6 protein-coding genes are annotated in these 16479 nt (G+C 36.5%); 2 read left to right on the plus strand and 4 right to left on the minus strand.

Annotation, left to right across the window (positions count from 1 at the left end; translation table 11 throughout):
- Positions 1 to 421: 421 nt before the first annotated feature.
- The 3 genes from ACT3CD_RS04855 to ACT3CD_RS04865 all read right to left on the minus strand — a co-directional run bounded on the left by ACT3CD_RS04855 (position 422) and on the right by ACT3CD_RS04865 (position 8108).
- A complete protein-coding gene (locus ACT3CD_RS04855; protein WP_444643461.1) occupies positions 422 to 2938 on the minus strand; it encodes a hypothetical protein in 2517 nt (838 codons plus the stop codon).
- Positions 2939 to 2944: 6 nt separating this feature from the next.
- Entirely contained in the window at positions 2945 to 4771 is a 1827-nt protein-coding gene (locus tag ACT3CD_RS04860) for a RagB/SusD family nutrient uptake outer membrane protein (protein WP_444643463.1), read from the minus strand.
- 109 nt (positions 4772 to 4880) lie between these two features.
- A complete protein-coding gene (locus ACT3CD_RS04865) occupies positions 4881 to 8108 on the minus strand; it encodes a SusC/RagA family TonB-linked outer membrane protein (RefSeq protein ID WP_444643465.1) in 3228 nt (1075 codons plus the stop codon).
- A 773-nt stretch (positions 8109 to 8881) separates the two neighbouring features.
- Here ACT3CD_RS04865 and ACT3CD_RS04870 point away from each other — a divergent pair.
- Positions 8882 to 13156, plus strand: a complete 4275-nt coding sequence (locus ACT3CD_RS04870; RefSeq protein WP_444643467.1) for a hybrid sensor histidine kinase/response regulator transcription factor — start codon at positions 8882 to 8884, stop codon at positions 13154 to 13156.
- A 772-nt stretch (positions 13157 to 13928) separates the two neighbouring features.
- Positions 13929 to 14249: a hypothetical protein gene (locus ACT3CD_RS04875; protein ID WP_444643469.1), complete on the plus strand. Its 321-nt coding sequence runs from the start codon at positions 13929 to 13931 to the stop codon at positions 14247 to 14249.
- A gap of 1138 nt (positions 14250 to 15387) precedes the next feature.
- On the opposite strand, the gene ACT3CD_RS04880 is transcribed toward ACT3CD_RS04875, so the two are convergent.
- The gene (locus ACT3CD_RS04880; protein WP_444643471.1) at positions 15388 to 16479 is read right to left on the minus strand and encodes a DUF1972 domain-containing protein; all 1092 of its coding nucleotides are present in this window, start codon (positions 16477 to 16479) and stop codon (positions 15388 to 15390) included.

Below are 16479 nucleotides of genomic sequence, written 5' to 3' on the forward strand. Positions count from 1 at the left end.
TACGACCACTTTATCGTGTCCGGCTATAAAGTCCCGACTTCTGCGTTATGCTTGCTCTCAAAATGGTCATTTACGAAAAATAAACTCACATTTTTCGAGCGGCGCAAGCCTTGAATTTGAACTTTATTGCTCAAACACTTCACTTGATGCACGACCACTTTATCGTGTCCGGCTATAAAGTCCCGACTTCTGCGTTACGCTTGTACCCAAAATAATCATTTACGGAAAGTAAACTCACATTTTTCGAGCGGCGCAAGCCTTGAATTTGAACTTTATTGCTCAAACACTTCACTTGATGCACGACCACTTTATCGTGTCCGGCTATAAAGTCCCGACTTCTGCGTTACGCTTGTACCCAAAATAATCATTTACGGAAAGTAAACTCACATTTTTCGAGCGGCGCAAGCCTTGAATTTGAACTTTATTGCTCAAACACTTCACTTGATGCACAGGGACTAAATAGTGCCTGCAAGAAAAGCCATGCTTCTGCGTTATGCCCGTCCCTCAAATGGTCATTTACGGAAGTTAAATCACATTTTTCGAACTTCAAAAGACTTGAATTTGCACATTTTTTTTCAAGCACATTAGATTTCTCGCTAATCTTAAATACAAAACCTGATGATGTTTCATATTTTCCACCTTGCATAGCATTAAACAAGTAAGCTGGTTTACCCTCCTTTAATAAAAGTTGAGGACGCTCAAAACGGCCATACCGTTTAAGGTGCTTTGGCGCAGGCGGTTCTTCAATATAAGCATTCGCTTCAAACCAGGCAATTTTCGGTTCTGACCAGTTGATACCATCATCAGACGTAAAAATTAAACCTACATCATGATTAAAATATCCCATGTCTCTCATTAGCATTTTAAACACGCCATTTTCCATAAAGACGTAAGCATCTTCAACCTGCTTATTTCCGGGCTGTAATGACAGATCAATGATTGGATTTCCACGGTATCGTTTAAATTTGCTCTCTGCATTTTTAGCGATGGCTAAACCATACTTTCGATTTCCTCTGACTGCGCCTGTCTCAGATTTATAATTGTTAGCGTTCCAGGATTTATAATACAAATAACATTTCCCTGTTGAAGAAAACACCACCGCCGGATTTGTTGTACAGCAATCATCCCAATGTCCTTCCTTCCCTGCGTCGAGAATGGGTTCATCTGACCGCGTCCATGGTCCATTTAATGACTTTGCTTTTGCCAATCCTATCCGTTTGGTAAATACTGTTTTATCTGAGTTTCCCATATAAAAAAGGTAATACATACCATCCTTATATTTAATATGCGGATTATGACAAGTGGTCGCATCAAAATACCCCTCTCTCGGCGCTAAAACGGTCTCCACAAATGTATAGGGGCCTTCCGGTTTATCAGCAACCGCATGGGCAATCTCACTTTTATGAATCCAGCCTCCCATGCCATATTTCTTTGGCCAACGAGAATAAAACACATGTACCTGACCTCTTTCGTCATATATGGGTGTACATCCCCACACATAGTATCCCGATGTTTCTAAAATCCGGCCTTCAGGTTCAAGACGATTGCTAAAATCTGATATTTTATCCTGCGGATAACGATTCGTAATTTCTTTACTTACCGATGGCTTTAGCACCGTTTGGCCAGGCTCACTGTCTTTAATAATGTTGTTTAAATAAACTTCCAGATTAGTATAATACTTACTCAATGAGTATAAACTCCCATCAAGGTCTGACAATGCATTTAACCCATGCTCCTTTTCCCAGTCGTCGGGCATACCATCCATATCGCCATCAATTTCCGGCGTGCCCTTTTTTAGCACAGGCCAACCTCCCACATCGTCCGGCGAATCTATAATACCTTTATTTCCACCTCCAAATGTTTTTCCTCCTGAGACGTTTCCAGTGGCAACTTCCTCAATAATACGACTATCGTAACTATCTCTTTTTAAGCTACAACCGGCATATTTCAAGACCTTTTCATAAGCTTTTCCGGGTGTATCTTCTTTAATTTCAACAAGTTTAAATGGCGCATTCATTTTTACAACAGGATCTTTAGTCCCTACTCCTAACCAATTATTGCTGCTAACAGAATCGCTCCCTACCATTACATTATTTGAAATAAATAAAGACGTTGTTCCATCCTCTGCCGGTTCGTAAAATGTGGCGTTTATATATTCAGCTGTTGCAGGTCCGGGTTTGTAATAATTGGCTACAAAATTTATTTTTCCTCCACGACCTCCACCATATGCCGCTTTGTATCCCCAGTTAAAAACCACATTGTTTCTAAAATCGACCGGACCATAACCGTCTGATGCAAACCTTGGGTTTCGACTGCTATGATTCGCTATTAAATTATGATGAAAGGAGGCGTTAGCCCCTCCCCAGATACCACCAAATCCATGAGCCCCTTTTGAATGTATCGATTTTGAAAGGCTATGGGTAATCATACACCATTGCACTGTTACATTTTTTGAACGATAAACAGACAAGCACTCATCAACAGACCATGAAACAGAACAATGATCAAGAATTAAATTTTCGATGTCTCGTCCGCCCATGGCATCATCTTCTATTTTGTTGCCCGCCCCCAGCCGAGAACGGAGATATCGGATAATCACATTATTTGCATTGATATATAATGGATAACCTTTAATACAAATACCATCGCCAGGCGCAGATTGCCCGGCAATGGTAATACTATCATTATTTATTACAAGCTTAGACTTCAACTCAATGGTTCCGTCAACAGAGAACAATACGGTTCGACAACCTTTTTGCTCAATTGCATTTCGAAAACTACCGGGTCCGGAGTCATTCAGATTACTAACATATATAACTTTACCACCTCTACCTCCGGCAGTATATTTCCCACAGCCTTCAGCTGTGGGAAATGACAATGTTTGACCAAATAACTGGCCACATAGAATTGAAATAAATATGATTAACCAAAAGCGCATAATAATCTAATAAAGTGGATGCTGTTGACCTTCTAAACCTGGATTAACATCAATCATCTTCTGATTTAAAGGCAATAATTCTACTTTTTCTTTTTCAAGACCGCGGAACAATGATTCGATCCACACCTGATCAGCAGAATAAATTTTAGAATTCGAAAGATCATCATCACTAAACATATCAACAACAACATATCCCTGAGATTCCAAATCTGCAATTTCGGACTCTGACAATTCAGTATTATACCCAACATAATCTTCCGCAACAACAGGATCTTCAAACTCAGTAGCAGCTACAGGCAGATAAGCTCTGTACAAATCAATATCAGCGTAATCGCCTGAATGATTTGCAATGCTAATTACTTTTTGTTTTGCCTCAGTTAAACTTTCATAAAGGATTCCCCACCGAACCAAATCGGTGCGTCGCAAAGTTTCAAATCCAAGTTCCAGCTTTCGTTCATTAATAATAGCTTTCCTAAAATCTGAGTAATCGGCCGGGATAACCCCAACTTTTGATTCATCATTATTAAACGCTCTCATTCGAACTTCTTTCAAAGCATTTTTTGCTTCGACAGTTGGGGCACCATATAACTCATTTTCTGCTTCGGCATACATTAACAACACATCTGCATATCGTAACACAGGCCAATTAATATTTCGCTTATTTACTTTAACACCCAGCTCCGGCGTCCAGTCAACCCTGAATTTCCCAATTGTGAAACCGGCATAAGTACTGAGTTTTCTAACATTATCTGAATTAATGTCGTAATTACAAATCGTAACATCACGACGGGTATCACCATCCTCAAAATCGAAATAATAGGATGGGATTGCATGCATTGCCGGTTTTGATTTGGCGTAAAGTGAATTTGGATGCGAATAGATCCCATTTGTATAGCCAATACTATAGGCATTTACATTCGCGCCATATTGTCCCAATTCCAACATTGACTCCTCGTTATAGGTGCCTGTCATTAAATTTCGAAACACATCGTCGTAACGGGCAACTAAATGATTCTCATTTTGTTGCATTACCATTGAACAAGCATCTGACGCAATTTGATATAATTCGATAATTCGACTTTCATCTTTTCTCTGAGCCAATTCAACGCTTTCGGGGGCATAAGTATCTAAATCCCAACGCAGCGAATAACCGGCAGCATATAAGGCAACGCGGGCCAAAATACCATACGCAGCATTTTTAGTAAAGCGCTCTGGGGTTGTATATACCCCTTCACTCAACCAGGGCAATAAATCGACTGATTTTTGTAAATCAGAAATGATCCCATCGTATATTGTATCTCTAGGAACCCTTGACGAAATAAAAGTATCAAGATCTTCCACTGGTTTCGTAGGATAAGGGACATCTCCAAAAAACCGGACAATATTTAAATAATTCAAACCCCGTATCGCATAAGATTCACCCAGTAAATAGTCTATTCGTTTTTGATCAGACTCACTACTTGCCTCTCTCATTGCAGTCAACTTTTTGATACAGACATTAGCATATTCAATACCTGTATACAAAGCATTGTATGTAGAAGTAGGAATATTTGATGTGGTATAGACATAGTTTGACATTTGATTTTTTGAATTTGTATCTCCCTCTGTCGAAATACACTCATCAGTTCCCATTCCCAACTGATAATACATTTCCCGGTTAAAGGTGTTAGTGTAACAAGCCAATACAGCCATTTCAGCTTTACCTACTGATTCAAAAACACTGCTACTATCAAATTTCGATTCTGATGGCATATCCAACCAATCTTCGCAGGAGCTAGCAATTAAGCTTAGCACCAGTAATCCCAAGATATATTGTATTCTATTTGTTTTCATATAATTATAATTTGTTTCTCAGTTGCCATATGGAACTCGCCAGGATAATCATACTTCTGTGTGTGAATCAATTCCCATGGCTCGTTTCATAACTTTAAATTTAAGAGAATTAGAATGTAAGGTTAAGACCTACAACAACACTTTTTGCTTTTGGATAAGCTGAATTATCAATACCTCTGGTCAAAAGACTTGATGTTGCTGAAACTTCAGGGTCATATCCGGAATAATTTGTAAAAGTGTGGATGTTGTTCAAAGTACAATACAGTCTTAAATTATGCACTCTGAACCTTTGCGTGACAGAAGCCGGCAAAGTGTATCCTAATGTAATTGTACTTAAACGTAAGAAAGACCCATCCTCTATATAATAATCCAACGCATCTGTAATAGCAATCTTATTATCAGGATTTAAGCTCCACATAGCATCACTGCTACCTTGCTGGGGGTTCAAAGCTGCCAGCCGCTGCAAATCAGTCGTTTCCTGCCCTGTTGCGGGGTCAACTAAAACAAACCGATCGGCCATTACGTCTAAAGAGCTCTGGTTCGGCAAATAAGGGCCAATAAAGCGTTGAGAGTTCATGTTAAACACATCGTTACCGTATGAAAAACTCATGAAAATCCCTAAATCGAAACCCTTATATTCAAAAGTATTTACCATACCGCCTGTAAACAAAGGTTCAGCACTTCCAATTACGCTTCGGTCATCGGTTGACCAAACAGGATTGCCATCATCATCCGTCTGACCGGCTGTGGTTAAATATTTAACATCACCTGGTTTTATAGAACTACGTACCTTCCCTTTTAAACTAGCGACACCATCATTCAACGAATACGTTCCATCAGTATTTTGCGTAAAATCATTCGTCGTATATACACCATCGTACTTATATCCGTAAAACTCACCTAAAGGTTTACCTTTCTCGATACGAAAATCGATTCTGGAATCATAATTTTGCAGGAAATAATCATCATCATCATCTCCGTAAATGCTCAACACTTTTGATTTGTTAAAAGAAATATTAAAATCTGTCGTCCAGATAAAATTGTCGTTTCTGATATTAGAAGTATTCAATACAAACTCGAAACCACGATTTCTTATAGATCCGATATTTTGATATTGATAACTATAACCTGTAGATGTAGGAATTGCATTTTTTATTAATAAGTTATCCGAAACGTTGTTATAAAACTCAGATGTTAAATTAATGCGATTATCAAAAAGTGAAACATCAATACCTACGTTGGTTGACTTTGTTGTTTCCCATTTCAAATCAGGATTCCCGACAATACTTCCAGGCTTAAGTGTTGACACTTGCTTTTTACCGATAGCATAATATCCTGAATTATAATCGGTCGCATACATATTATTCTCAATATCACAGTTACCGGTAGTACCATAACCTATTCTAAATTTCAGGTTATTGATAAGTGTAACATTGTCCATAAAAGCTTCTTCTGAAACTCTCCATGCACCAGACACAGATGGGAAAAAGCCCCACTGATTTCCTTTCGAAAATTTTGAAGAACCATCGCCTCTAACGGTAGCTGTTAATAAATATCTCTCACTAAAGTTATAGTTTAACCGACTGAACAGTGAAACAATCCCATTTTTACTATTACCAGACTGATATGAAAATACTTGTCCGGCCATACTAACATCATTCAGACCAAAGTTATTATCAGGAAATTCATAGTAAGTATTATTCAGGTTCATTGACTCACTATAATAAGTTTCCTGACCTAATAATAGATTGAACTTATGCGCATAAACAGCATGTTTCCAATTCAAAGTATTGGTCACCTGCCATCTTAATTTTTCACTATTGTTACGGCTTCCATAAGGGCCACCATTATTCTGAGCCGTTTTGGTACGTCCATCATCCCAATAATCACTTCTAACCTGTTGCCAAAGATAGCTACCTGCTGTCCTAAAAGCCAGATTATCGGTAATATCAACATCAAATGCGGTATTTAGATTCATTAACCGCGTATATTTTTCCTGGGTAACAGCATCATTGGTAATAAGCGGATTATAAATATCATATTGTGAATCGATATTTTGCATATCCTCACTAATGTCCGTATGAATCAATTCATCATTGGTATACCGAACACCGCCGGTAACTGGTTGTAATATTGACATTTTTAACAGGCCACCGAGAGAACCGCCTCCATCTAACTTAGTTCCCATAAAACTAGATCCGAAAGTAAGTTTTACTCTATCATTCAATTCATGATTAAGTTTAATTCGAATCCCATTTCTGGTATATCCAGATTTATCCAACAAACCATCCTGTCCCACATAATTATAACTCAACAGATATTGAGTTTTATCACTGCTACCGGAAATATTTACATTATGGTTTGTCATGGTGGCTGTACCACCAAAAACCACGTCCTGCCAATCGATTGGGTCAACATCTGCGTATTGACCTGCAATTCTTGAATAGGCACCTGAATAGAAATCGGAGCTATTTATATCTCCACCATAAGTTTTCGCCCAACTATTTATTTGTCCATTTAAGGTCTGAAATTCATACTGATATTCAACATATTCCTGAGTATTCAACAGATCGAGTTTAGACCCTAATTTTTCAAAACTTAAATACGTATTATAATTAACTTCTGTTTTGCCCTTTTTGCCGGATTTGGTTGTAATAATAATAACACCATTTGATCCTCTGGCCCCATAAATAGCAGTTGAAGATGCATCCTTCATTACATCAATGGATTCGATATCATTAATATCAATATTTTTCAATCCATCCTCAAACTGAAACCCATCTACAATATATAAAGGAGAAGAGCTTTGCGTTATTGAAGTACCACCCCGAATAACCACATTTACATCTGCCCCGGGAGCGCCACTCTGAGTAACAACATTAACCCCTGCAATTTTACCGGTAATAGCCTGCGCTGCAGTGGTTACAGGTACTGAGGTCAAATCGCTGCCTTTAACAGAACTAACAGCACCAGTCAGATCTCTCTTTTTTGAAATACCATAACCTATAACAACGACTTCATCTAACTCTGAAATTTCATCTAACAATTTAACATTAAGGAATTTATTATCTCCAACTTGTATTGTTTGAGAAATAAAACCAATAGATGAAAAAACGATCTTTGATTCCTTATTTTGAACCATTATACTAAAATTCCCATCCATATCAGATAAGACACCATTCATTGTACCTTCTTCCAATATTGTAACTCCGGGTATTGGAACCAAACCATCAGTTACGGTCCCTTTTACGTTAATCTGAGAACTTGCATAAAAACTACATCCAAAAAAGATGAAGAATAACATTATGCAACGCCCAATAGCATGACTTTTTTTCATAAACCTTAAAATTTAGATACTAACTTTTCGAATTAACATTTAATAATAAAACCAAAAGTAGATCTACCAGGCGTTTTTCAAATACAAATGAATCCATAATGATACAGTATTGTACATACAATATTGTACACAGACGCGCAATCTCCAATAAAACAAAATACTAAGCTTACACACCTTTCATATTATCCTCCGATAATTTTTATAAAAAAATACATTAATTTGCATCTGTCTTTAACTTTTTGATGCACCATTACCTTATTACAAACTTTTACAACTTCCGAAAATCAACAAAAATTAATTTTCAGTGTAATATGTTATATTTATTTATAACTTGTTTTTTTGACATATAAAACTCGCTAGAACGATTCTTCTCCTTTTGAAAATCAAAAATCATAGAAGCGAAATTCCTCCCTTGACTCGTTTCGTGTGTAGGGCAACATCTGAATAGACATCGCTCCATACCGGCTTGCTATTTAAAGTCACAAAGAGATTGAACCACCATACAACTCTATACAAACATCACCATAAACGCCTTGAATTGGACAACATACAACAAAGCAGAAACTGACAACATTAAAAAGAAACCCACATTATCCGGCTTCTATGATATTTAACAAGAGACTGGTTTTACCCGAAATTGGGTGTATGAAAAGTAGTTTTATAAAAAGCATTTTTATAAAATTGCATCACTTTTGCCAAAAACAGACCTGCCACCCGGGAAAAGTCATCAGCCGTAAATCAATTTCAATCATAACTCGATATCAAAAATCGTAATGGGGAAAAAAATTTTATTCATTACTATATGTTGCTTCGTGCTCTCGCAAATAAAAGCTGAAAATACATTTAGTATTCAAACCTATACAACAAAAGACGGTTTATCACAAAATACGATAAATACGATTGTACAGGATAAAGAAGGCTTTTTATGGTTTGGATCGTTAAATGGACTAAACAGATACGATGGTAACGAGTTTATATGGCTACACCCACAATATGGTATAAAAAACACACTTTCGGATAGTAGAATAAAAAAAATACATAAAGATTCTTTTGGGTATTTATGGATTAGAACCAACATAGACAATATAAATTGTTACGATCCGGAAACCCAAAAATTTATTGCAATTCACCCTTGGAGTACTCAACATAAACATATCTTATTTGCCAGTAGTGGAGATGTTTGGTTATGGGGAAATAAAACCGGCTGTTTAAGAGCGATGCACACTTCGGAAGGAATTGCGACTCATTTTTATGGATTCAGAGAACTAAATGATTATTCGGTAAATCTTGTTTTTGAAGATGCATCCGGTACAATATGGATTGGAACCAATTCTAATCTTTTTATTCTCCAAAAGCAGAAACTTACAAAAATAATAACTGATGTAAATTTTCATTCTTTAATTGAATTGGATTCAACCATATACGCGTTCACCAATAACAATAAAATTTACAAAATAAATAAATTCAGTAAAGACATAATTAGTAAAATTCCACACAATTTTAACGCGCAAAACGGAAGCATACACAACACGGCACGTTTGTCTGATAACAACATACTTATAACAACAAATAATGATACGTATATTCTGGATACGCGTAATTCTTCTTTTAAATCAGCGCGTAATTTGTTTGATCAAAAAGATTTAAAAAATGCTTTTATTCAATACGACAATAAAAGACATATTTGGATATACAATAAAACAGGGATCATTTGGCAATACAAAGAAAAATTAAATCAATTTATTCCCTACTCGTTAATACCTTCTTCAACCGTTAGGAACATTGATATGGAACGGTATTCCATTTTTCATGATTCCCGAAATATAATATGGATAACGACTTATGGAAATGGCTTATTTGCGATTGACCAAAACAATAACAACATACATCATTTCACAAATAACAAGAATCAACCCAATGGTGCTTTAAGAACAAATAACCTATTAACAGTAACTGAAGATAGATGCGGAAACATATGGGTTGGAACTGAATACTCCGGCGTATCAAAAATAACAATCACAGATAATCAATATCGATCCTTTTATCCGGGAACAACAGAATCGAAAAATAGAATTATCCGACTGATATATGAGGATTCCGACAAAAATATTTGGATTGGCACTAAAAATGGCACTTTATACATATACGATGAAAATTATTCTCTGATAGCAAAGCATCAACTGAAAGTTGGCATGCCATATACTTTGGCCGAAGATAGCTATGGCAATAAATGGATCGGGACCAAAGGAAATGGGTTACTTATTTTTAAGAAAAATGAATATCATTCTTTTTACAGCTTTAATGAAAATTTCAGGAAATTAAATCCGTTAGCCTGCAACATCTATGCAACCTATCTGGACAACCAGCAAAGAATGTGGTTAGGGACATTTGGCTATGGCCTGTTATTAGCAAGATTTAATAACGACAAATTAACGCTACAGGAGTTTCCGACGTTGAAAAAATATCAAAACCGGATCAGAACAATCGAACAAGATCGGGACAGTTTAATATGGTTAGGAGGAAATAATGGTATCACCGTTTTTAACCCGGATCTTTTGCTGACTAATAAAGCAAACATAAAAAACTTCCATTTTGATGCAAACAATGACTCTTCGTTAAACAACAATGAGGTTAAAACAATCTTTAATGATAGCAAAGGCAATTTATGGGTCGGAACATCAGGAGGTGGATTAAACAGGATTATAAAGGATCAAAAATTAAAAAATATACGATTCAAACATTATACAACAAGTAATGGGCTTATAAATGATATTGTTCAGGGTATTGTTGAAGACGATAATAAATTATGGATTTCAACCGAATCGGGAATCTCCGTCATGAATATTGAAAATGAATGTTTTGATAATTATCATCTGTCAACGCAATGGGAAGGAGATTTATTCTGCGAATCGGCAATCGTTAAAAGTCTTTCCGGCAAAATACTTCTGGGTAGCTATGATGGGTTATATACAATTAATCCGGACGACCTAAAACACCCGTCAAAAAAAGAAAATGTGATACTTACAGCGCTAAAAATAAATGGCGTTAAAATGCATCCGGGACAAAAAGACTCTCCATTAAAAGAATCAATATCAGATACAAAAAAGATAAATCTTAAATACACCCAAAATTCCTTCAATATTAAATTTTCGATTCTAAACTATCAACCTTCAAACAGATATAAATTCATACTGGATGGCTATGAAGATAACTGGAATTCCTTAACTCAACATAATGAGGCTACCTATAGAAACATTCCGCCTGGGATATATACATTCAGAGTAAAAGCCAATAACGTTGGTCGCGATCTGGAACAAAGCGAAACCAAATTAGAAATTTTAATCAGCCAACCTATTTGGAATTCAACGCAAGCTATAATACTCTATTTTATTCTCTTCTCAGGCATTATTATTATTGTTATAAGAACTAATAAACGCATGTATAAATTAAATACTGCGGTAAAATTAGAACAACAAGTTACAGAGTATAAACTACAATTCTTCACCAATATTTCTCATGAATTCAGAACTCCGTTAACGATAATAAAAGGAACCATCGATAATATCTCAACAACTCCCAATATTGACAAGCACATAAAAAAACAATTATCATATCTTGAAAAAAGTTCCAACAGATTGTTGCGACTTATCAATCAATTATTGGACTACCAAAAAATACAATACGGCCATATAAAATTAGACACTGAAAAAACCGAAGTAATTGCTTTTTTTAAAGATATATATCAACATTTTGAAGATACGGCCAAAATAAAAAACGTATCATACCTGTTTACTTCAAATATAAATGCATTTGAAATGCCATTAGACCGTAATAAAATTGAAAAGGTCATCTATAATTTACTCTCTAATGCATTTAAATTTGTGCCACAAAATGGTTCTATAAAACTTGATATAAACATTAATCAACAATCAGAACACCTTATCTTCAGCGTTTCAGATAATGGCGAAGGGGTGCCGCCTAAAGAACAACATTCTCTCTTTACCAGATTTAAACAAATTAAACCTTCCGATTCAGGAACCGGCATTGGACTTAACTATTCATACGAATTAATTAAAATACATCAAGGAAATATTAAATATAAAGAGACCCCTAACGGAGGTGCTACATTTGTTGTGACAATACCCATATTAAAAGACAAATTTATACTGAATCCGAAAAATACAGATACGACTGACGTCAACACATTTAATGAACATCCGGCTCAAAATACAGATACCAACATTCATTATAACAGCCGTATTGATATCAACGAAAAATACAAGAACTATAAAATATTAATTATTGAAGATGATAATGATGTGTCAGACTTTCTTTCTGACTATCTATCTCAATACTTTGATATTAAGACTGCGGCAGATGGTCTTGAGGGATTAAACAAATGTAAATTAATCAATCCTAAACTCATTATTTGCGATGCCATGATGCCAAAAATGAATGGTTATGAAGTCATAAAAAAAATTAAATCGGAATTCCAAACCTGCCATATCCCCGTTATTATGCTAACCGCATATACTACGCAGCAACATCAAATACAAGGCATTGAATCGGGCGCCGACGCCTACCTTACGAAACCTTTTAATTCTCAGTATCTCTTAACCAGAATTATTAAACTTTTAGAACAAAGGGAAATATTACAACGAAAATTCACAAAAGAACCGGGGTTAGCCATCGACCCTCAACTATCGGTCAATATAGATAATGAGTTTATAAAGAAACTAAACATCATAATTGAAAAAAACATTGATAATGCAGAATTTTCAATAGATAATTTTTACAAAAATATGTCAATGGGCAGAACCCTGTTTTATAAAAAAGTAAAATCTATAACCGGGTTTACTCCCAACGAATACCTACGGGTTCTCAGGATGAAAAAAGCAGCAGAGCTTTTGGAAACGACTCAATTAAATGTTTCAGAAGTGGCATTCAAAGTTGGTAACAATAATCCCTTTTATTTTAGCACCTGCTTCAAAAGTCAGTTTGGTGTTTCGCCTTCTGAGTACGCAAAAAAAAGAAAGGCAAAGAGATAACCGACGTACGATTCAACCATGCACAGAAAAAATAACCATTTTGCAGTTATCCGAAAAAAGAAGGATATACCACCAATAAAAACCCCATGTGAAAAAACACTTTCACATGGGGACTTTTATTTTTCACATGACATTTGCATCAATCAATTCACACGTGATTCTGTAAGACTCCAAAATGGAGCAACTTATGGGGCAAAGACACTTCTTTAAACACCGCCATTATTGAGGCAACAAAGAGACCGTTTTCACTAAAGCCTCAAATTCAAAACCTGCGCCGCCCGCAGAATATGGACCGGCTCCCATAATTCACCATTTTAAAAGCAAGCATAACGCAGAAATCAGACTTTAAAAACGGTCTTTTACCCTTTAACTGCTCGTAACTTTTGTTTGACTTTATTGACAAATATCGAAAATTTAGTAAATTCATTGTCTGTTTTACGGAACCAAAGGTCTATATAAATACAAAAACTTTTTTTGCTGTAAACAAGAATAACGTTATGGACAAGCCAGTTGCAATTAAAGCATTGGCATTAGTCTAAAGAACCGAAGTGGAAGGTTTCCCGCAATCGTCAACTATTCGAATTGCTTCAAGTTGTGGGCATAAAATAATTTAGAAAAGAAAACTCCCGAAGAAATACAAAAAAATTATAACAGTCCGGAAGAATTGAAACAGCCATATTAACAGAATATTTTGTTTTATAATCGATTGTAAGCTTTTGACCGCTCTAAACTCAAGATTACAATCACATTACCAATCTTAAAATTAAATATTATGTCTAAAATGAATGAAGCCGGGAAACGTGATTTCGTTTCGCAAATGATCACACTCATGGAGGAAGAACAAGCGACCATGACAGAAAAAGGATTCGATCCTGCCGACAAAATCGAATCATTAAAAACAAAAGAAGAAAACGCTAATAAGGCCGAAATTGCGCAGCAAGCGTCAGCAGCTAAGGCCATAGAGGCAACAACCCATGCCAATGATTTGTTGGATGAGGCTTACATGGAAGCTTCCGATATGGCCGATCTTCTTTCCGGTCTATATGGCAAAAAGAGCGAGATTGTTAAGAAAATCCGGAAATTCAGGAAGTAAAACCATCAGAACTGTTATTCACTGCCCTTAGGGCGCATCTATATCCCCCAGGGGGTTAGAGCTGCCCCGTAGGCTTTCGGAACAATCCCTCTGGGGCAGGCCTTGCGCCCCTTGGGGCACGGCATAATTCCATTGGGGCACAGGCTTCGCCCCCTGGGGATAAGGATTCTCCCCTTGGGGATGATGACTCGCCCCTTGGGGATAATGACTCGCCCCTTGGGGATGATTATTCGCCCCTTGGGGATAATGACCCGCCCCTTGGGGATGATGACTCGCCCCTTGGGGATAATGACTCGCCCCTTGGGGATGATTATTCGCCCCTTGGGGATAATGACCCGCCCCTTGGGGATGATGACTCGCCCCTTGGGGATAATGACTCGCCCCTTGGGGATGATTATTCGCCCCTTGGGGATGATGACCCGCCCCTTGGGGCGCAACGTTCGGAAAACCATCTAAATGCCCGAATACAAAGGGATAGCCAGAATAATTGTAAAACGATACCCGATGCAACGAAGCAGAAAGAACTCGTATCACTTATTCTTTCCACAAAAATGAATGGGTAATGTAAAATACTTCTGGAAGTAGTCTCATCGTAAGCAGTCGGTCTACAACGTATGGCTAAAATAAAAAAACACCCAGGCGCGATATGGCTGCCCCGGGTGTTGTAACTTCAGAAGTTCTACCGGAATCTCTTAAATCCGGGTGATATTGTCAGGAAAACGCCGACTCTTATTGATCTTTTTGTAATTGTGGACCAATAGATTTAATGTCATTACAAAATACCACAAAACCAACTGTGATATTTTCTTTTTCACACTTGATATTGTATACCGTCGGAATAGGACGGTTGAAAGGGTGGTAAAAAAAAGGAGAGCAATGCAGGTGGAACCCTTATTTACCGTGTAGGCGTATAGAGGGAGACAGTTAAAAGTGATCCAAAAGTCAAATAAAATCACATAATGTACAATCCAAAATCAACCTAATATAAGACTATTACACCCCTGACAACCTCAATAACATCATCAAAACAGAAATCCATTTCCAATAATCGGGCTATTTATATTGTGTGTTGATCTGCCGAATGAAACTCTGCAAGGTTTATTCATAAAAAAAACAATCTCAAAATTCATTTCATTTGTTAACGAATCGCATTATAAAAAACAGTTTCATATTGTGACACAATCCTCTCCCACCCATACAGTTCTTTAATTTTCTGACAGTTTAAGTCAATATAACGATCTCTTTGAGGATAGCTCTCTTTATTCAACAACTCCGAAACATCTCTAGAAGAACTAAAATACCAAGCCTCATTACCTAAAATAGAACGGTTAAAGATATTGTCATGGGCACAAATTAAGGCTTTTGAACCCATAGCTTCCAATAGACTTGGATTTGTGCCACCAACGGTATGACCATGAAAATACAATTTTGCGAAATGACGAAGACTATTCAACTTATTCATATTATAAATTCCACCTAAAAACCGAATTCTTGAGTCATCTTTAAATTTAGCTTTAAGATAAGTACCATACGCTGTAGTATTATTTCCTATCACCAAAAATTCTTCTTTAGTATCGGATTTATGTAATCCATCAAGAATGATCTCTATACTGTTTTCCGGTTCTAAACGAGCAAGTAACATCGAATATCCAAATGAGTTTAAAGAATACTCTTTTAAAACACTCGTTGAAAATGTCGACACAGGTTCGGCACCGTATGGAATATAAAAAGAATCCACATGATACTTCTTGAATAGATAATCTTTAATTCCAATTGAGTCAGCAACCAAGACATCACTATATTTAATCCCCAACCATTCAGCCCAAAGCAAAAATCGTTGTACCGGTTTAGAGTACTTTGTCCGTTTCCATTCAAGACCATCCATATTGGTTATAACCTTACAATGTTTTTTCGGGAATAACCTACCCCAAATTGAACTGCTGGTATATCCTAACTGAAGTAGTATATCAAAATTTCGTATTCTGGAGTCTAAAATGCAATTAAGATCATAAAAAAACTGACCAATGGTTCCAATTCTTTGCTCAGGATCAAACTTATGAATAATCCTCACCCCTTCCCATTCGTTTCCCTTATAAGGATGATAATGGCTGTTATAAACCGTTACCTCATGTCCTTTTTCAACTAACAATTTTGCTAAATATTGCGCAAATTGCTCAAATCCGCCATAATAATTTGGTATGCCACGCGTACCTATAATCCCAACTTTCAT

It is taken from the genome of Geofilum sp. OHC36d9 (assembly GCF_052400685.1).
Classification (GTDB): domain Bacteria; phylum Bacteroidota; class Bacteroidia; order Bacteroidales; family Marinilabiliaceae; genus CAZHHH01.

Coding starts and splice junctions, on each gene's coding strand:
- ACT3CD_RS04855 (WP_444643461.1), bottom strand. CDS start 2,938: ATGCGCTTTTGGTTAATCATATTTATTTCAATTCTATGTGGCCAGTTA.
- ACT3CD_RS04860 (WP_444643463.1), bottom strand. CDS start 4,771: ATGAAAACAAATAGAATACAATATATCTTGGGATTACTGGTGCTAAGC.
- ACT3CD_RS04865 (WP_444643465.1), bottom strand. CDS start 8,108: ATGAAAAAAAGTCATGCTATTGGGCGTTGCATAATGTTATTCTTCATC.
- ACT3CD_RS04870 (WP_444643467.1), top strand. CDS start 8,882: ATGGGGAAAAAAATTTTATTCATTACTATATGTTGCTTCGTGCTCTCG.
- ACT3CD_RS04875 (WP_444643469.1), top strand. CDS start 13,929: ATGTCTAAAATGAATGAAGCCGGGAAACGTGATTTCGTTTCGCAAATG.
- ACT3CD_RS04880 (WP_444643471.1), bottom strand. CDS start 16,479: ATGAAAGTTGGGATTATAGGTACGCGTGGCATACCAAATTATTATGGC.